Here is a 19,067-nt window from a genome sequence, read left to right as displayed (position 1 = left end):
TTTGGCGGAGGGCGTTGCGCTTCTCCGCCCAACCTATTTTTACGCGGCGGTGCCAATGGACGTTTCTTACCTGCTCGACAGCCTTAATGACAAACAGCGCGAAGCGGTGGCCGCGCCACGCAGCAACCTTCTGGTGCTGGCGGGCGCGGGCAGTGGTAAGACGCGCGTACTGGTGCATCGTATCGCCTGGCTGATGAGCGTGGAAAACTGCTCGCCATACTCGATTATGGCGGTGACGTTTACCAACAAAGCGGCGGCGGAGATGCGTCATCGTATCGGGCAGCTGATGGGCACCAGCCAGGGCGGCATGTGGGTCGGCACCTTCCACGGGCTGGCGCACCGTCTGCTGCGTGCGCACCATATGGACGCCAATCTGCCGCAGGATTTCCAGATCCTCGATAGCGAGGACCAGCTGCGCCTGCTTAAGCGTCTGATCAAAGCCATGAACCTCGACGAGAAGCAGTGGCCGCCGCGCCAGGCAATGTGGTACATCAACAGCCAGAAAGATGAAGGCCTGCGTCCGCATCATATTCAAAGCTACGGTAATCCGGTGGAGCAGACCTGGCAGAAGGTGTATCAGGCGTATCAGGAAGCGTGTGACCGCGCGGGCCTGGTGGACTTCGCCGAGCTGCTGCTGCGCGCTCACGAACTGTGGCTTAACAAGCCGCATATCCTACAACACTACCGCGAACGTTTTACCAATATCCTGGTGGACGAATTCCAGGATACCAACAACATTCAGTACGCGTGGATCCGCCTGCTGGCGGGCGACACCGGCAAAGTGATGATCGTCGGTGATGACGACCAGTCAATCTACGGCTGGCGCGGGGCGCAGGTGGAGAATATTCAGCGTTTCCTTAATGATTTCCCCGGTGCCGAAACTATTCGTCTGGAGCAAAACTACCGCTCTACCAGCAATATTCTGAGCGCCGCTAACGCCCTGATTGAAAATAATAACGGGCGTCTGGGTAAAAAACTGTGGACCGATGGCGCGGACGGTGAGCCTATTTCCCTCTATTGCGCTTTTAACGAACTCGATGAAGCGCGTTTTGTGGTTAACCGCATCAAAACCTGGCAGGACAACGGCGGGGCGCTTGCCGAGTGCGCCATTCTCTACCGCAGTAACGCCCAGTCGCGTGTACTGGAAGAAGCACTGTTGCAGGCCAGTATGCCGTACCGTATTTACGGCGGGATGCGCTTCTTCGAACGCCAGGAAATCAAAGACGCGCTCTCGTATCTGCGTCTGATTGCCAACCGTAACGACGACGCGGCGTTTGAGCGCGTGGTGAATACGCCAACGCGGGGTATTGGTGACCGGACGCTGGACGTGGTACGTCAGACATCGCGCGATCGCCAGTTAACACTCTGGCAGGCATGTCGTGAACTGTTGCAGGAAAAAGCCCTCGCCGGGCGAGCTGCCAGCGCCTTGCAGCGATTTATGGAATTAATCGATGCCTTAGCGCAAGAAACTGCCGATATGCCGCTGCATGTACAGACTGACCGGGTAATTAAAGACTCCGGCCTGCGCACCATGTACGAGCAGGAGAAGGGCGAAAAAGGCCAGACGCGTATCGAAAACTTAGAGGAACTGGTGACGGCAACGCGCCAGTTCAGCTACAACGAAGAAGATGAAGATTTAATGCCGCTGCAGGCATTCCTCTCCCATGCGGCGCTGGAAGCGGGCGAGGGGCAGGCGGATACCTGGCAGGATGCAGTGCAGTTGATGACGCTGCACTCGGCGAAAGGCCTGGAGTTCCCGCAGGTGTTTATTGTCGGTATGGAAGAGGGTATGTTCCCAAGCCAGATGTCGCTGGATGAAGGCGGGCGTCTGGAAGAAGAACGCCGTCTGGCCTACGTTGGTGTAACCCGCGCGATGCAGAAACTGACGCTGACCTACGCGGAAACCCGCCGTCTGTATGGTAAAGATGTTTACCATCGCCCGTCGCGCTTTATCGGCGAGCTGCCGGAAGAGTGTGTGGAAGAGGTGCGCCTGCGCGCTACGGTAAGTCGTCCGGTCAGCCATCAACGGATGGGGACGCCGATGGTCGAGAACGACAGCGGCTACAAGCTCGGTCAGCGTGTACGCCACGCTAAGTTTGGTGAAGGCACCATCGTCAATATGGAAGGCAGCGGCGAGCATAGCCGTTTGCAGGTGGCATTCCAGGGCCAGGGTATTAAATGGCTGGTGGCGGCATACGCCCGGCTGGAGTCGGTGTAACGTTGCCGGATGCGGTGCTGCGCACCTTATTTGGCCTAAAAAATCATTCATATTCAATAAATTGCAACGTCATGTAGGCCGGATAGGGCGTTTACGCCGCATCCGGCATCTGCGCCATCTTCAGTATCTGACACAAAACTATCGTTTTAACCTTTCCGCTCTACGGAAATCATGGTGACAAAAGGATAGCGTTGCCACGGGATTGCCCCGCCTTTCATATACATATGTGAAATCGTGCCATCAAGATAAAGCAGCTGCTCAACGTTCAGTTTCGCTTTGGCATAACAGGCAAAATCATAAAAATTTGTCGCCTGCTGGCTCAACAAAAACACGGCATTCCCATGTTTATTAATCCCAACACCGTTACGAATTTTACGTGAGGCGACGTTGGGATGAATACGCGGATTAATTACACTGTTTTCCATCAACATTGGCCCTGACTGCACCGCAAACTGAATCTCTTTACTGGTTTTGAAGGCATCCAGACGAACGATGCCGACTTTATCTCCCGCGACATAAAACACGCCGCCAGGACGGATAAAGAAATTCCCTTCACCTGAAGCGAGATTTAACGCCACCTTCTGCTGACCGTTTTCGATGTACAAACCGAGCGGCGCATAGCTTTCATCATAGATGCCGCCGTTCATCGCCATCTGCACCTGACCCTGACTATTCATATCCGCCAGCAGAGCATGTAAAGTTCCCCACGCTTCGCCATTGGCTTTTTGCCAGTACATTTTCACCCGCTCTGTTTGAGGATTAACGGTATACGCCTGTACGGTCAGCGTCGGATCTGAGAGTGCGCAATCATCAGCGGCAACAGCAAACAAGGGAAGTAAGGTGAGGGCGAGAAAAATCCGTTTGAGATTCAAGGTGATCATTCCTTTACCAATGAGTAGCCGATGCGCCATTATAGGTCCTGGATGTTGGATTTTTTTATCCTGTTAGCGACCTTGACGAGTACCAAAAAGCGCGAAGTTCAACTATTGTTCTGTGGTGTTCTGTTGCGTGTTGACGGCAAAATTTTGCTGGCGTAACATGCGCGCACGATCACTCTAAGAGGACATTCGCCTTGGACACACCCAGTAGATACTGGCTCACTATCCTGTCATCCAGGATCAACTCCTAAGGCTATCCCTTTTTGCTGATAGCCTTAGCGGTTGTCAGCGACCTCAATTTTTCCCGTCGCGCTGAGTCAGTCTGTTTAATGGTCTGAAACCCAATTTGTTTCTGTGTGCCCACCGAACTGTCCGATATTTTAAGCATTGGGAGTCCCGGTCATGCTGAGCGCATTTCAACTGGAAAATAACCGACTGACCCGGCTGGAAGTCGAAGAGTCACAACCCCTTGTAAATGCAGTATGGATTGATCTTGTCGAACCGGACGACGACGAGCGACTGCGCGTACAATCTGAACTTGGCCAGAGCCTGGCAACCCGCCCGGAACTGGAAGACATCGAAGCATCGGCACGTTTCTTTGAAGACGATGACGGCCTGCATATTCACTCCTTCTTCTTCTTTGAAGATGCGGAAGATCACGCCGGTAACTCCACTGTGGCATTTACCATCCGTGATGGTCGTCTGTTTACTCTGCGTGAGCGTGAACTGCCTGCATTCCGTCTGTATCGTATGCGCGCCCGTAGCCAGTCAATGGTGGACGGTAACGCCTACGAGCTGCTGTTGGATCTGTTCGAAACCAAAATCGAACAGCTGGCAGATGAAATTGAAAATATCTACAGCGATCTGGAGCAGTTGAGCCGGGTAATTATGGAAGGGCATCAGGGCGATGAGTACGATGAGGCGCTCTCCACGCTGGCGGAACTGGAAGATATCGGCTGGAAAGTTCGCCTGTGTCTGATGGATACCCAGCGTGCGCTCAACTTCCTGGTACGCAAGGCGCGTTTACCGGGTGGGCAACTGGAGCAGGCGCGTGAAATCCTGCGAGATATCGAATCCCTGCTGCCGCATAACGAATCCCTGTTCCAGAAGGTGAACTTCCTGATGCAGGCGGCGATGGGCTTTATCAACATCGAGCAGAACCGCATCATCAAAATCTTCTCGGTGGTATCCGTGGTATTCCTGCCGCCGACGCTCGTTGCTTCCAGCTATGGGATGAACTTTGAGTTTATGCCAGAACTGAAGTGGAGCTTCGGCTACCCAGGCGCGATTATCTTTATGATCCTCGCGGGCCTGGCACCGTATCTGTACTTTAAGCGCAAGAACTGGCTGTAATATGAGTGCCGGATAAAGCTATTTTTTTATCCGGCTTATTTCTAAAAATTGTCTTATTTAAAGTCATGCGGATTGAAAACTCGCTCTATTTTATTTTCTTGTGTTAATTGATACTCAGTAAAATCGTTAATACCAATATGAGTGTTACGATAAGGGTATTCATTAATAACCATTAAGTAATTTTTCACGATGCAATTATCATTGCTCTTAATTGTCGGGAAACAGTAGAGATCTTCATACGGCCCTTCGATATATTTTTTATAGTCAGTGAAGCCATTACCGATATCAATGACATACCAGGTATGCCAACTACCTTCTGGTAGGGGATGTTGATTTTTAATTTCATTCTGATGCTTCAGATACCAATTTATTTTATCGCTGTCAGTCCATGGCAGATGATCAACGACCAGAAAGACTGAATTGCCAGCATCAGAGTATGTATACAAAATCTGTACAGGACGCAATGTCCATAAATTATAGATGCAGCATAGAAGAAATAAACATAATATAATTTTCTGGAGTTTGCTTTTCATAGATAATTTTCGATTCTTTCGATAGTGTTAAAATTGGTGAAAAAAGGTTTGAAAGCAAAGTCTTTATGCCGTTGTAAAAAGAACCATATGCGAAAAAATCTATATTTGCTGTAAGTCTTGTTTTTGATATCAGTTACATCAAGACCGAAGTGGTCCTGTGCTACAAAATGAATTGTTGCACTCCATCCTATAGCGTATTTTTGAAAACTTAAAAGAGATATTTTTTGAGCTGAAATATCATGAACACTGATTCCTAAGCCATTAAAACTGTCCTCGAAGTCATTAAATTTATTTAGTCTTGATGAAAGTAATTTGGTTTTAATGCTTTGCAGGATAAGAGGTTGGTATCCTGTCGAGGGAGTTGAATTAATGCCATTTTCGATACATTCTTTGATTATTCGTATTGGACTATTATAACCATATTTATTTATTTTTTCATGAAAAGATAAATTTAATTGTTGGCTATGAAAATTGCTGCCATTTCCATATCTAAAATGTTCAATCAGATCTTCGATAAGTGTTTTATATTGTCCAAAAAAGGAAAGCATTTTTGCTAGTTCTTTCATTTCTGAAAATAAAATATCAGTGCATTCACGTTGTGATATTTTTGTTCCGGAACTTGAGGCACTAAAAGCAACATTAATAGAACCTGGGCCAGGGAAATGGTATTTAATAAGTCTGTAAGGATCAACTTTTGCTGAGATATCGCTTAGGCCGAGTGAGAGAAAGTCTTGTTCTACCATATCACCATATTGCATATCATCAGCAGAAAAATCATCGAATAAACTAATAGTTTCGAAAAGTGTACAGGGAATATTAATTGGCGGAAGTAATATGTTATTCATTTGCATTTGCCTTGGTTATATTTAAGCTCAATGTCAATTCGAGAACAAATGCTAGGGTAAAAAAATATTTAAAAAAGAAGTACATTTCACATTTTTTCATTACATCTCTGAAGAGAACCTCGTTAATGATTGGTCTTGCTCATTGTTAATAACAAAATGTTGAATTTACCGATTAGGAAACTTTTTCCTACGCGGATTGCCTCCAGCTATGGCATGAACTTTGAGTTTATGCCAGAACTGAAGTGGAGCTTTGGCTACCCTGGCGCGATTATCTTTATGATCCTTGCGGGCCTGACACCGTATCTGTACTTTAAGCGTAAGAACTGGCTGTAACTATACGATGTCGCTGTGAGTAAGTTAGTGTGCTGACAGCGACATTTTAGCCGAGGGAATCGCAGATAATATAATTGTTGTGAATAATATCCATGCCACGTTGAGTTGGACGCTTAATGACTCACATCTCACCCCTTCAATTGCTGCAGAGATAATAGAAAAAAGTGTCAAACCCAATGAAATCAATACAAAGTAGATTGCCTTACATCCAGTATCTCTTATTCTTTTTGCTCCAATATTGATATTTACATAGGTATTATTAATAACCAGAATAAAACTCAAAGCCAGGTTGATATCATTCAAAGTTATTAATATTGACCATGATGTTAATGTATAGATTATGAACTGAAAGCGTGATAAATGCTCAAGCCTGGATGGGTAGAATATATTTCTGATGGATGATTTGAATATTTTTTACATTGTTTTTTATATATAATTGTTTTGAATATATATATTACCTGAATTATGAGGTTTGCATATATATGCAATATAGCAGTCTTTGCATTGATAACTATACAGTAGTAATTTAGAGTGTGTAAGTTTTTATTGATGGGGTATATTTTAATTAAATATAATTGGAATGTATTTTTATTCTATAAACAATATCTTGGGGAATGGATTCTATATGGGGAATGGTAACTTTTGGCAGTTGTTCTTGGGTAAAGAACCTTACAGCAAAAAATCTGATTTTGTTAAGGCATGGTTATTGTGGTGGGCTATTACCATCCTTGTTCTATTTATTTTAAGCCTGACTACGACATTAAATTTAAGAAGTATAGGTATAGGGTTAAGTTTTGGGTTTTGTCAAATCCTTGGTAGATATACGATGTCTCTAGGATGGAGTAAGTACTGGGGAGTTTTGGGGGTACTTCCTGTAACAAATATTGTTCTTTTTCTTATCTTAATTTTTTTCAAAAAAAGATAAATAAGTCAGTGGGTAGGCTCATTAAACGGCCTACCCATGTTAATTCTTAACTTTTTCTACGCTGCGTATAAATCGCATCCATCACAAAAATTGCCAGCGCCACCCAAATAAAGGCGAAAGTCACCATCTTATCGGCACCCGGTTTTTCACCATAAAACGTCACAGCCAGCAGGAACATCAGCGTCGGGCCAATGTACTGGAAAAAGCCTAACGTTGAGAGACGCAAGCGCGTGGCAGCGGCGGTAAAACACAACAGCGGTACGGTAGTGACAATACCGGCGGCGATCAGCAGTAAATTCAGCGACATCGGGTTTTGCCCCATATGGCTGGTTGAGCTGTCGGCAATAGCAAACAGGTAAATTGCCGCCACGGGCAGCAGCCACATGGTTTCGATTAACATGCCGGTTTGCGCTTCAACGGCAATCTTCTTGCGTACCAGACCGTAGAAGGCAAAACTAAATGCCAGTCCCAGCGCGATAATAGGTAGCGAACCAAAAGTCCACAGCTGGACTAACACGCCACATATCGCCAGAATCACCGCCAGCCATTGCATCCGGCGGAATCGCTCGCCGAGGAAAATCATCCCCAGCACAATGTTCACCAGCGGGTTAATAAAGTAACCAAGGCTCGCTTCCAGCATATGGTGATTGTTCACCGCCCAGATAAACAGTAGCCAGTTGCCACCAATCAGCACGGCAGAGACTGCCAGCATAAAAATTTTCTGTGGCGTCTGAATCAGCGTTTTTAAATAGGACCACTGGCGGCAAATACTCATCAGCACCACCATAAAGAAAAACGACCAGATCACGCGATGCGTCAGGATTTCATCGGCGGGCACGTAGTAAATCAACTTGAAGTACGCTGGCGCAATACCCCAAATAAAATAAGCGGCAAGAGCGAGTAATACGCCCTGCCGCGTTTGTTTTGCATCCATCGGGAATACTCATTTTTAATTGGTAACAGCAGTTTACCTGCTTTTATGTCTTCAACCTACCATATAGGTGGCGGTGGCACTGGCAATATAAAGCTGTTCTTCATTGTGTAATTCAACGCGGGCGACGGCGACTTTATTGCCTGCACGCAACAGGCTACTGGTAGCAGTAAAACGCTCGCCCCTGCCTGGGCGCAGATAATCAACGCGAAGATCAATGGTCCCCATCCGCGATAGCCGCTGGCGTAGTTCATCTTCACTGATGGTTTCGTGGCGGGTTAAGGTACTTCCCACGCACACCAGACCGGCGGCGACATCCAGCGCCGACGCAATGACCCCGCCGTGCAAAATGCTTTGCGCCCAGTTGCCCACCATCATTGGCTGATTTTTAAAGGCCAGCTGTGCGAACTCTTTTTCGTAACGCTCCAGTTCCATCCCCAATGCGCGGTTAAATGGCATGTGATAAACAAACATCTCACCCACTAATTTCAGGGCTTGTTCAGCAGTCAGTACGGCAGACATATCATCCTTACACTTCATTGGTTAATGAAATGTTGATTTTATGCTTCTTTGTTGTTGGTTTCTACTTTAGGAAGGGATAACTAACGGCAATGGAGTTAAGTATGTAAAATAGCCCGCAGAAAAACATTCACCTTATCAATAATTCGTTACGGAGAACACGACCGATGCGGACTCTGCAGGGCTGGTTGTTGCCGGTGTTTATGTTGCCTATGGCAGTATATGCACAAGAGGCAACGGTGAAAGAGGTGCATGACGCGCCAGCGGTGCGTGGCAGTATTATCGCCAATATGCTGCAGGAGCATGACAATCCGTTCACGCTCTATCCTTATGACACCAACTACCTCATCTACACACAAACCAGCGATCTGAATAAAGAAGCGATTGCCAGTTACGACTGGGCGGAAAATGCGCGTAAGGATGAAGTAAAGTTTCAGTTGAGCCTGGCATTTCCACTGTGGCGTGGGATTTTAGGCCCGAACTCGGTGTTGGGTGCATCTTATACGCAAAAATCCTGGTGGCAACTGTCCAATAGCGAAGAGTCTTCACCGTTTCGTGAAACCAACTACGAACCGCAATTGTTCCTCGGTTTTGCCACCGATTACCGTTTTGCAGGTTGGACGCTGCGCGATGTGGAGATGGGGTATAACCACGACTCTAACGGGCGTTCAGACCCGACCTCCCGCAGCTGGAACCGCCTTTATACTCGCCTGATGGCAGAAAACGGTAACTGGCTGGTAGAAGTGAAGCCGTGGTATGTGGTGGGTAATACTGACGATAACCCGGATATCACCAAATATATGGGTTACTACCAGCTTAAAATCGGCTATCACCTCGGTGATGCGGTGCTCAGTGCGAAAGGACAGTACAACTGGAACACCGGCTACGGCGGCGCGGAGTTAGGCTTAAGTTACCCGATCACCAAACATGTGCGCCTTTATACTCAGGTTTACAGCGGCTATGGCGAATCGCTCATCGACTATAACTTCAACCAGACCCGTGTCGGTGTGGGGGTTATGCTAAACGATTTGTTTTGATGAACGGTTGAGTGGTTGGCAAATCTGGAATCCAGCATCCAGGATTACCCTCTCAGAGACTAAAAGCATTGCAGTTTCTCGCGCAGGCGCTGAAAATAGCGCCTGTTTTTATTTCAGGCAATCGGGGTGAATGTGGCGCAGGCGGAAGTGTTGAATCTGGAGTCCGGAGCTAAACAGGTTTTACAAGAAACCTTTGGCTACCAACAGTTTCGCCCCGGCCAGGAAGAAATTATCGACACTGTGCTTTCCGGTCGCGATTGCCTGGTCGTCATGCCCACCGGTGGCGGAAAATCCCTTTGCTATCAAATTCCTGCCTTATTGCTAAACGGCCTTACCGTGGTTGTTTCACCGCTGATTTCGTTGATGAAAGATCAGGTGGATCAACTGCAAGCCAACGGCGTGGCGGCGGCGTGCCTTAACTCGACGCAAACCCGCGAACAGCAACTTGAAGTGATGACAGGCTGCCGCACCGGGCAAATTCGTCTGCTTTATATCGCCCCGGAACGCCTGATGCTGGATAACTTTCTTGAGCATCTGGCGCACTGGAATCCGGTGTTATTAGCCGTTGATGAAGCGCACTGTATCTCCCAATGGGGCCACGATTTCCGCCCGGAATATGCCGCGCTCGGTCAGTTGCGCCAGCGGTTCCCGACGCTGCCGTTTATGGCGCTGACCGCCACAGCCGACGACACCACGCGCCAGGATATCGTGCGCCTGCTGGGGCTGAACGATCCGCTGATTCAAATCAACAGTTTTGACCGTCCGAATATTCGCTACATGCTGATGGAGAAGTTCAAACCGCTCGATCAGTTGATGCGCTACGTGCAGGAACAGCGCGGTAAGTCAGGCATTATCTACTGCAACAGCCGCGCGAAAGTAGAAGACACCGCTGCGCGCCTGCAAAGCAAGGGAATTAGCGCGGCGGCCTATCATGCCGGGCTGGAAAATAATGTTCGCGCCGATGTGCAGGAAAAATTCCAGCGCGATGACCTGCAAATTGTGGTGGCGACGGTGGCGTTCGGCATGGGCATCAATAAACCAAACGTTCGCTTCGTGGTCCACTTTGATATTCCGCGCAATATCGAATCCTATTATCAGGAAACCGGTCGCGCCGGGCGTGATGGCCTGCCCGCGGAAGCGATGCTGTTTTACGATCCGGCCGATATGGCGTGGCTGCGCCGTTGTCTGGAAGAGAAGCCGCAGGGGCAGTTGCAGGATATCGAACGTCATAAACTCAATGCGATGGGCGCTTTTGCCGAAGCGCAAACTTGCCGTCGTCTGGTACTGCTGAACTATTTTGGCGAAGGGCGTCAGGAGCCGTGCGGGAACTGCGATATCTGCCTCGATCCGCCGAAACAGTACGACGGTTCAACCGATGCTCAGATTGCCCTTTCCACCATTGGTCGTGTGAATCAGCGTTTTGGTATGGGCTATGTGGTGGAAGTGATTCGCGGCGCTAATAACCAGCGTATCCGCGACTATGGTCATGACAAACTAAAAGTCTACGGTATGGGCCGTGATAAAAGTCATGAACATTGGGTGAGCGTGATCCGCCAGCTGATTCACCTCGGTCTGGTGACGCAAAATATTGCCCAGCATTCTGCCCTACAACTGACAGAGGCTGCGCGTCCGGTGCTGCGCGGCGAATCCTCTTTGCAACTTGCCGTGCCGCGTATCGTGGCGCTCAAACCGAAAGCGATGCAGAAATCGTTCGGCGGCAACTATGATCGCAAACTGTTCGCCAAATTACGCAAACTGCGTAAATCGATAGCCGATGAAAGTAATGTCCCGCCGTACGTGGTGTTTAACGACGCAACCTTGATTGAGATGGCTGAACAGATGCCGATCACCGCCAGCGAAATGCTCAGCGTTAACGGCGTTGGGATGCGCAAGCTGGAACGCTTTGGCAAACCGTTTATGGCGCTGATTCGTGCGCATGTTGATGGCGATGACGAAGAGTAGTCAGCAGCATAAAAAAGTGCCAGTATGAAGACTCCGTAAACGTTTCCCCCGCGAGTCAAATGTATGTTGATGTTATTTCTCACCGTCGCCATGGTGCACATTGTGGCGCTTATGAGCCCCGGTCCCGATTTCTTTTTTGTCTCTCAGACCGCTGTCAGTCGTTCCCGTAAAGAAGCGATGATGGGCGTGCTGGGCATTACCTGCGGCGTAATGGTTTGGGCTGGGATTGCGCTGCTTGGCCTGCATTTGATTATCGAAAAAATGGCCTGGCTGCATACGCTGATTATGGTGGGCGGTGGCCTGTATCTCTGCTGGATGGGTTACCAGATGCTACGCGGTGCACTGAAAAAAGAGGCGGTTTCTGCACCTGCGCCACAGGTCGAGCTGGCGAAAAGTGGGCGCAGTTTCCTGAAAGGTTTACTGACCAATCTCGCTAATCCGAAAGCGATTATCTACTTTGGCTCGGTGTTCTCATTGTTTGTCGGTGATAACGTTGGCACTACCGCGCGCTGGGGCATTTTTGCGCTGATCATTGTCGAAACGCTGGCGTGGTTTACCGTCGTTGCCAGCCTGTTTGCCCTGCCGCAAATGCGCCGTGGTTATCAACGTCTGGCGAAGTGGATTGATGGTTTTGCCGGGGCGTTATTTGCCGGATTTGGCATTCATTTGATTATTTCGCGGTGATGCCAGACGCGTCTTCAGAGTAAGTCGGATAAGGCGTTTACGCCGCATCCGACATTATTTTTCACGCATGCCTCGCCGATGCTAACAGCGCTCCCACCAGCATAAACAACGAGCCGAAAATCTTATTCAGCGCCTTCATCTGCTTTGGTCCTTTAATCCATAGAGCAATCCGTTGAGCAAGGGTGGCGTAACCGATCATCACAATAATATCGACCACAATAGTGGTGACGCCGAGCACGATATACTGCATCAGTTGCGGCTGTTGCGGCATGATGAATTGCGGAAATAGCGCCGCCAGAAACACAATACTTTTGGGATTGGTGAGATTCACAAAAACTGCGCGCTGGAACAAATGTCGACGCGATTGAGTAGAGGCCAGCGATTTAAGGTCAATTGCACCAGCGGCGCGCCACTGCTGGATTCCCAGCCAAATCAAGTAAGCCGCGCCTGCCCACTTCAACACTTCAAACGCAATCACTGAGCGGGAAAATAGCGTCCCCAACCCCACGCCAACCAGCACAATATGAATCGCCAGTCCGGTCTGAAGCCCAGCAATAGACGCCACCGCGCCGCGATAACCGTGGTTGAGCGAGGTGGTCATAGTGTTGATTGCACCAGAGCCTGGCGACAGGCTTAAAATGATCGATGTCAGCAGGTAGGCAAACCACCATTCTAAGGTCATGATGAACTCCCGGTGTGTCTATTTTTGTGCCACAATACGCTACTGTCGCAGCGTTGTGTCAGGCACGCTAAAAAAAACGATTTTACGTGGTTTAAGAGGCAGATTACCCGATGTTTCAGCAGCAAAAAGACTGGGAAACAAGAGAAAACGCGTTTGCTGCTTTTACCATGGGACCGCTGACTGATTTCTGGCGTCAGCGTGATGAAGCAGAGTTTACTGGTGTGGATGACATTCCGGTGCGCTTTGTCCGTTTTCGCGCACAGCACCATGACCGGGTGGTAGTCATCTGCCCGGGGCGTATTGAGAGCTACGTAAAATATGCGGAACTGGCCTATGACCTGTTCCATTTGGGGTTTGATGTCTTAATCATCGACCATCGCGGGCAGGGACGTTCCGGTCGCCTGTTAGCCGATCCGCATCTCGGGCATGTTAATCGCTTTAATGATTATGTTGATGATCTGGCGGCATTCTGGCAGCAGGAGGTTCAGCCCGGTCCGTGGCGTAAACGCTATATACTGGCACATTCGATGGGCGGTGCGATCTCCACATTATTTCTGCAACGCCATCCAGGTGTATGTGACGCCATTGCGCTAACTGCGCCAATGTTTGGGATCGTGATTCGTATGCCGTCATTTATGGCACGGCAGATCCTCAACTGGGCCGAAGCGCATCCACGTTTCCGTGATGGCTATGCAATAGGCACCGGGCGCTGGCGCGCGTTGCCGTTTGCTATCAACGTACTGACCCACAGCAGACAGCGATATCGACGTAACTTACGCTTCTATGCTGATGACCCAACGATTCGCGTCGGTGGGCCGACCTACCATTGGGTACGCGAAAGTATTCTGGCTGGCGAACAGGTGTTAGCCGGTGCGGGTGATGACGCCACGCCAACGCTTCTCTTACAAGCTGAAGAGGAACGCGTGGTGGATAACCGCATGCATGACCGTTTTTGTGAACTCCGCACCGCCGCGGGCCATCCTGTCGAAGGAGGACGGCCGTTGGTAATTAAAGGTGCTTACCATGAGATCCTTTTTGAAAAGGACGCAATGCGCTCAGTCGCGCTCCACGCCATCGTTGATTTTTTCAACAGGCATAACTCACCCAGCGGAAACCGCTCTACAGAGGTTTAAATTTCTTATGTACCAGGTTGTTGCGTCTGATTTAGATGGCACGTTACTTTCTCCCGACCATACGTTATCCCCTTACGCCAAAGAAACTCTGAAGCTGCTCACCGCGCGCGGCATCAACTTTGTGTTTGCGACCGGTCGTCACCACGTTGATGTGGGGCAAATTCGCGATAATCTGGAGATTAAGTCTTACATGATTACCTCCAATGGTGCGCGCGTTCACGATCTGGATGGTAATCTGATTTTTGCTCATAACCTGGATCGCGACATTGCCAGCGATCTGTTTGGCGTAGTCAACGACAATCCGGACATCATTACTAACGTTTATCGCGACGACGAATGGTTTATGAATCGCCATCGCCCGGAAGAGATGCGCTTTTTTAAAGAAGCGGTGTTCAAATATGCGCTGTATGAGCCTGGATTACTGGAGCCGGAAGGCGTCAGCAAAGTGTTTTTCACCTGCGATTCCCATGAACAACTGCTGCCGCTGGAGCAGGCGATTAACGCTCGCTGGGGCGATCGCGTCAACGTCAGTTTCTCTACCTTAACCTGTCTGGAAGTGATGGCGGGCGGCGTGTCGAAAGGCCATGCGCTGGAAGCAGTGGCGAAGAAACTGGGCTACAGCCTGAAGGATTGTATTGCGTTTGGTGACGGGATGAACGACGCCGAAATGCTGTCGATGGCGGGGAAAGGCTGCATTATGGGCAGTGCGCACCAGCGTCTGAAAGACCTTCATCCCGAGCTGGAAGTGATTGGTACTAACGCCGAAGACGCGGTGCCGCATTATCTGCGTAAACTCTATTTATCGTAATCGTTCTTTATTTGGTCAGTTGTCAACCTGATACTTCGCTACAATGGATACTCGTTAATCAAAGAGTTTTCCATTGTGGCGCTACTTATCATCACCACGATTCTGTGGGCCTTCTCCTTTAGCTTTTATGGCGAGTACCTTGCGGGGCACGTCGATAGCTATTTTGCGGTGCTGGTGCGCGTTGGCCTGGCGGCACTCGTTTTTCTGCCGTTTCTGCGTACCCGTGGCAATAGCCTGAAAACAGTCGGCCTGTATATGCTGGTGGGCGCGATGCAGCTCGGCGTGATGTATATGCTGAGTTTCCGCGCTTATCTCTACCTGACGGTTTCCGAGCTGCTGCTGTTCACCGTGCTGACGCCGCTCTACATCACGCTGATTTATGACATCATGAGTAAGCGCCGTCTGCGCTGGGGCTATGCTTTTAGCGCCTTGCTGGCGGTGATTGGTGCCGGGATTATTCGCTATGATCAGGTCACCGACCATTTCTGGACTGGCTTGTTGCTGGTGCAACTCTCCAATATCACTTTTGCCATCGGCATGGTGGGTTACAAACGCCTGATGGAAACTCGCCCGATGCCGCAGCATAACGCCTTTGCGTGGTTCTATCTTGGCGCGTTCCTGGTGGCGGTAATTGCATGGTTCTTGCTGGGAAATGCGCAGAAAATGCCGCAAACCACGCTGCAATGGGGCATTCTGGTGTTTCTTGGCGTGGTGGCTTCCGGGATTGGCTACTTTATGTGGAACTACGGCGCGACGCAGGTGGACGCCGGAACGCTGGGCATTATGAATAATATGCACGTTCCGGCAGGGCTGCTGGTAAACCTGGCTATCTGGCACCAACAGCCGCACTGGCCAACGTTCATTACAGGCGCGCTGGTGATCCTGGCCTCACTGTGGGTGCATCGTAAGTGGGTCGCTCCGCGCTCTTCACAAACGGCAGATGATCGCAGGCGTGATTGCGCGCTGAGCGAATAAATGCTTCTGTAATCGGCTGACGCTGCTCGCCATCGCGCACGGCGGCGTACAGTCGGCTCCACAAGCCTTCGCCCAGGGTTTTGGTCACCACCAGACCCTGGCGCTCAAAACTCTCTACTACCCAATGCGGTAGCGCGGCAATACCCATCCGCGCGGCAACCATCTGAATCAACAATAAGGTGTTATCGACGCTTTTCAGTGACGGGCTGACGCCTGCCGGCTGAAGAAAATGCCGCCAGACATCCAGTCGACTACGCTGCACCGGATAAATCAACAGCGTCTCGCTGGCGAGATCTTCCGGTGTAATTCGCGTTTTCGCCGCCAGTGGATGGTCAGGTGCTAACACCAGACGCACTTCATAGTCGAACATCGGCGAATAATGCAGGCCACTGCGCGGCAGGATATCGGAGGTCATCACCAGATCCAGCTCGCCCTGTTGCAACGCGGGCTGCGGGTCAAACGTCACGCCCGATTTAAAATCCATCTCTACCTGCGGCCAGTTCTTATGGAAATTTTCTAACGCGGGCGTCAGCCACTGAATACAGCTATGGCACTCAATGGCAATGCGCAGACGCGTCTGCTGCGGTTCATTGCAGGCTTGCAGTGCCTGGCTAATTTGCGGCAGCACCTGGTTTGCCAGTTGCAACAGGATTTCTCCCTGCGGTGTAAAGCGTAGCGGCTGGCTCTTACGCACAAATAGCCGGAAGCCAAGGCGTTGTTCCAGATCGCTAAACTGGTGAGACAGGGCGGATTGCGTCTGATGCAACGTCGCCGCAGCGGCTGCGAGAGAGCCGCAGTTCCGCAACGCTTGTAGCGTTTTCAGGTGTTTTACTTCGATCATGAAAGTCCTTCACTTCGGCATGAATAATTTGCGCTTGAGGAATATACAGTAACCGCCAATTATGGATGTGTAAACATCTGGACGGCTAAATACTAAAAATTCCATAAGGGGCATATAATGACAATTCTTAATCACACCCTCGGTTTCCCTCGCGTTGGCCTGCGTCGCGAGCTGAAAAAAGCGCAAGAAAGTTATTGGGCGGGGAACTCCACGCGTGAAGAACTGCTGACAGTAGGGCGTGAACTGCGTGCTCGTCACTGGGATCAACAAAAGCAAGCGGGTATCGACCTGCTGCCGGTGGGCGATTTTGCCTGGTACGATCATGTTCTGACCACCAGTCTGCTGCTGGGTAATGTTCCGCCACGTCATCAGAACAAAGACGGTTCGGTAGATATCGACACCCTGTTCCGTATTGGTCGTGGACGTGCGCCGACTGGCGAACCTGCGGCGGCAGCGGAAATGACCAAATGGTTTAACACCAACTATCACTACATGGTGCCGGAATTCGTTAAAGGCCAACAGTTCAAACTGACCTGGACGCAGCTGCTGGAGGAAGTGGACGAGGCGCTGGCGCTGGGCCACAACGTTAAGCCTGTGCTGCTGGGGCCGGTTACTTACCTGTGGCTGGGGAAAGTGAAAGGTGAACAGTTTGACCGCCTTAGCCTGCTGAACGACATTCTGCCGGTTTATCAGCAAATGCTGGCAGAACTGGCGAAACGCGGCATCGAGTGGGTACAGATTGATGAACCCGCGCTGGTACTGGAACTACCACAGGCGTGGCTGGACGCATACAAACCCGCTTACGACGCGCTCCAGGGCCAGGTGAAACTGCTGCTGACCACTTATTTTGAAGGCGTAACGCCAAACCTCGACACGATTACTGCGCTGCCTGTTCAGGGGCTGCATGTGGACCTTGTACATGGTAAAGATGACGTTGTTGAACTGCACAAGCGCCTGCCTTCTGACTGGTTGCTGTCTGCGGGTCTGATCAATGGTCGTAACGTCTGGCGTGCCGATCTTAGCGAGAAATATGCGCAAATTAAGGACATTGTCGGCAAACGTGATTTGTGGGTGGCATCTTCCTGCTCGTTGCTGCACAGCCCCATCGACCTGAGCGTGGAAACGCGTCTTGATGCAGAAGTGAAAAGCTGGTTTGCCTTCGCCCTACAAAAATGCCATGAACTGGCACTGCTGCGCGATGCGCTGAACAGTGGTGACACGGCAGCTCTGGCAGAGTGGAGCGCCCCGATTCAGGCGCGTCGTCACTCTACCCGCGTACATAATCCGGCGGTAGAAAAGCGTCTGGCGGCGATCACCGCCCAGGACAGCCAGCGTGCGAATGTCTATGAAGTGCGTGCCGAAGCCCAGCGTGCGCGTTTTAAACTGCCAGCGTGGCCGACCACCACGATTGGTTCTTTCCCGCAAACCACGGAAATTCGTACCCTGCGTCTGGATTTCAAAAAGGGCAATCTCGACGCCAATAACTACCGCACGGGCATTGCGGAACATATCAGGCAGGCCATTGTTGAACAGGAACGTTTGGGACTGGATGTGCTGGTACATGGCGAGGCCGAGCGTAATGACATGGTGGAATACTTTGGCGAGCACCTCGACGGATTTGTCTTTACGCAAAACGGTTGGGTACAGAGCTACGGTTCCCGCTGCGTGAAGCCACCGATTGTTATTGGTGACGTGAGCCGACCGGCACCGATTACCGTGGAGTGGGCGAAATATGCGCAGTCGCTGACCGACAAACCGGTGAAAGGGATGCTGACTGGTCCGGTGACCATACTCTGCTGGTCGTTCCCGCGTGAAGATGTGAGCCGTGAAACCATCGCCAAACAGATTGCGCTGGCGCTGCGTGATGAAGTGGCGGACCTGGAAGCCGCTGGAATTGGCATCATCCAGATTGATGAACCGGCGCTGCGCGAAGGTTTACCGCTGCGTCGTAGCGACTGGGACGCCTATCTCCAGTGGGGCGTAGAGGCCTTCCGTATCAACGCCGCCGTGGCGAAAGATGACACACAAATCCACACTCACATGTGTTATTGCGAGTTCAACGACATCATGGATTCCATTGCGGCGCTGGATGCGGATGTGATTACCATCGAAACTTCGCGTTCTGACATGGAGTTGCTGGAGTCGTTCGAAGAGTTTGATTATCCCAATGAAATCGGTCCAGGCGTCTATGATATTCACTCGCCAAACGTACCGAGCGTGGAATGGATTGAAGCCCTGCTGAAGAAAGCGGCAAAACGCATTCCGGCAGAGCGCCTGTGGGTTAACCCGGACTGTGGCCTGAAAACGCGCGGCTGGCCAGAAACCCGCGCGGCACTGGCGAACATGGTGCAGGCGGCGCAGAACTTGCGTCGGGGGTAAATCCAAACCGGGTGGTAATACCACCCGGTCT

General features: G+C 50.4%; 18 protein-coding genes and 1 pseudogene. 12 read left to right on the top strand and 7 right to left on the bottom strand.

The genetic code is table 11. The features are described 5' to 3' along the window. Positions 1-55: 55 nt before the first annotated feature. On the top strand, positions 56-2,218 hold the full coding sequence (uvrD, locus tag FTE26_RS06820; protein WP_000383401.1) for a DNA helicase II: 2,163 nt from the start codon (positions 56-58) through the stop codon (positions 2,216-2,218). A gap of 146 nt (positions 2,219-2,364) precedes the next feature. Here uvrD and FTE26_RS06815 read toward each other — a convergent pair whose 3' ends face one another. Continuing rightward, positions 2,365-3,129 carry a phosphodiester glycosidase family protein gene (locus FTE26_RS06815; protein ID WP_000951164.1) on the bottom strand — a complete coding sequence of 255 codons (765 nt, stop codon included), beginning with the start codon at positions 3,127-3,129 and terminating at the stop codon, positions 2,365-2,367. Positions 3,130-3,290: 161 nt separating this feature from the next. Here FTE26_RS06815 and ysgD point away from each other — a divergent pair, with 161 nt between their 5' ends. Further along, on the top strand, positions 3,291-3,347 hold the full coding sequence (gene ysgD, locus FTE26_RS06810) for a protein YsgD (protein ID WP_211180520.1): 57 nt from the start codon (positions 3,291-3,293) through the stop codon (positions 3,345-3,347). 151 nt (positions 3,348-3,498) lie between these two features. Continuing rightward, positions 3,499-4,449, top strand: a complete 951-nt coding sequence (corA, locus tag FTE26_RS06805; RefSeq protein ID WP_000947159.1) for a magnesium/cobalt transporter CorA — start codon at positions 3,499-3,501, stop codon at positions 4,447-4,449. A 53-nt stretch (positions 4,450-4,502) separates the two neighbouring features. On the opposite strand, the gene FTE26_RS06800 is transcribed toward corA, so the two are convergent. Both FTE26_RS06800 and FTE26_RS06795 read right to left on the bottom strand, forming a co-directional pair. Then, positions 4,503-4,982, bottom strand: coding sequence for a DUF943 family protein (locus FTE26_RS06800; RefSeq protein ID WP_000837561.1), 480 nt, complete (start codon positions 4,980-4,982; stop codon positions 4,503-4,505). After that, complete coding sequence (locus FTE26_RS06795; protein WP_001059709.1) at positions 4,979-5,827, bottom strand: YPO3983 family protein; 849 nt, start codon at positions 5,825-5,827, stop codon at positions 4,979-4,981. The genes FTE26_RS06800 and FTE26_RS06795 overlap by 4 nt, the downstream gene beginning before the upstream one ends. 186 nt (positions 5,828-6,013) lie before the next feature. Between FTE26_RS06795 and FTE26_RS06790 the strand changes: the two are divergent. Together FTE26_RS06790 and FTE26_RS06785 are read left to right on the top strand one after the other, a co-directional pair. After that, positions 6,014-6,160, top strand: a pseudogene (locus FTE26_RS06790) (CorA family divalent cation transporter); the annotation flags it as partial. A 625-nt stretch (positions 6,161-6,785) separates the two neighbouring features. Continuing rightward, entirely contained in the window at positions 6,786-7,085 is a 300-nt protein-coding gene (locus FTE26_RS06785) for a hypothetical protein (protein WP_000526434.1), read from the top strand. 46 nt (positions 7,086-7,131) lie between these two features. Here the strand turns inward: FTE26_RS06785 and rarD are convergent, their stop codons facing one another. Together rarD and yigI are read right to left on the bottom strand one after the other, a co-directional pair. Continuing rightward, a complete protein-coding gene (gene rarD / locus FTE26_RS06780) occupies positions 7,132-8,019 on the bottom strand; it encodes an EamA family transporter RarD (RefSeq protein ID WP_000339103.1) in 888 nt (295 codons plus the stop codon). A gap of 51 nt (positions 8,020-8,070) precedes the next feature. Then, complete coding sequence (gene yigI / locus FTE26_RS06775; protein ID WP_001277142.1) at positions 8,071-8,538, bottom strand: acyl-CoA thioesterase YigI; 468 nt, start codon at positions 8,536-8,538, stop codon at positions 8,071-8,073. A 164-nt stretch (positions 8,539-8,702) separates the two neighbouring features. On the opposite strand from yigI, the gene pldA reads away from it, so the two are divergent. From pldA to rhtC, 3 genes are all read left to right on the top strand, one after another. After that, positions 8,703-9,572 (top strand): phospholipase A, encoded by an 870-nt coding sequence (pldA, locus tag FTE26_RS06770; RefSeq protein WP_001259700.1) that lies wholly within the window; start codon positions 8,703-8,705, stop codon positions 9,570-9,572. 132 nt (positions 9,573-9,704) lie between these two features. Beyond that, positions 9,705-11,534 carry an ATP-dependent DNA helicase RecQ gene (gene recQ, locus FTE26_RS06765; protein ID WP_001346040.1) on the top strand — a complete coding sequence of 610 codons (1,830 nt, stop codon included), beginning with the start codon at positions 9,705-9,707 and terminating at the stop codon, positions 11,532-11,534. A gap of 63 nt (positions 11,535-11,597) precedes the next feature. Then, complete coding sequence (gene rhtC, locus FTE26_RS06760) at positions 11,598-12,218, top strand: threonine export protein RhtC (protein ID WP_000928824.1); 621 nt, start codon at positions 11,598-11,600, stop codon at positions 12,216-12,218. A gap of 61 nt (positions 12,219-12,279) precedes the next feature. Here the strand turns inward: rhtC and rhtB are convergent, their stop codons facing one another. Next, positions 12,280-12,900, bottom strand: coding sequence for a homoserine/homoserine lactone efflux protein (gene rhtB / locus FTE26_RS06755; protein WP_000171710.1), 621 nt, complete (start codon positions 12,898-12,900; stop codon positions 12,280-12,282). Between the two features lie 110 nt (positions 12,901-13,010). On the opposite strand from rhtB, the gene pldB reads away from it, so the two are divergent. From pldB to bioP, 3 genes are all read left to right on the top strand, one after another. Continuing rightward, positions 13,011-14,033, top strand: coding sequence for a lysophospholipase L2 (gene pldB, locus FTE26_RS06750; protein WP_000487654.1), 1,023 nt, complete (start codon positions 13,011-13,013; stop codon positions 14,031-14,033). Between the two features lie 7 nt (positions 14,034-14,040). Beyond that, entirely contained in the window at positions 14,041-14,841 is an 801-nt protein-coding gene (gene yigL / locus FTE26_RS06745; RefSeq protein ID WP_000285353.1) for a sugar/pyridoxal phosphate phosphatase YigL, read from the top strand. 75 nt (positions 14,842-14,916) lie between these two features. Beyond that, on the top strand, positions 14,917-15,816 hold the full coding sequence (bioP, locus tag FTE26_RS06740; RefSeq protein ID WP_001196238.1) for a biotin transporter: 900 nt from the start codon (positions 14,917-14,919) through the stop codon (positions 15,814-15,816). On the opposite strand, the gene metR is transcribed toward bioP, so the two are convergent. After that, the gene (gene metR, locus FTE26_RS06735) at positions 15,704-16,657 is read right to left on the bottom strand and encodes an HTH-type transcriptional regulator MetR (RefSeq protein ID WP_000573618.1); all 954 of its coding nucleotides are present in this window, start codon (positions 16,655-16,657) and stop codon (positions 15,704-15,706) included. The genes bioP and metR overlap by 113 nt on opposite strands. A 117-nt stretch (positions 16,658-16,774) precedes the next feature. Here metR and metE point away from each other — a divergent pair, with 117 nt between their 5' ends. Then, positions 16,775-19,036 carry a 5-methyltetrahydropteroyltriglutamate--homocysteine S-methyltransferase gene (gene metE, locus FTE26_RS06730; protein WP_000153962.1) on the top strand — a complete coding sequence of 754 codons (2,262 nt, stop codon included), beginning with the start codon at positions 16,775-16,777 and terminating at the stop codon, positions 19,034-19,036. Positions 19,037-19,067 lie beyond the last annotated feature (31 nt).

Origin of the sequence: Escherichia sp. S10b, assembly GCF_028421345.1 — a bacterium.
Taxonomy (GTDB): domain Bacteria; phylum Pseudomonadota; class Gammaproteobacteria; order Enterobacterales; family Enterobacteriaceae; genus ECMA0423.
The sequence above is the reverse complement of the archived record's forward strand: the minus strand, read 5'-3'. Positions and strand labels throughout refer to the sequence as shown.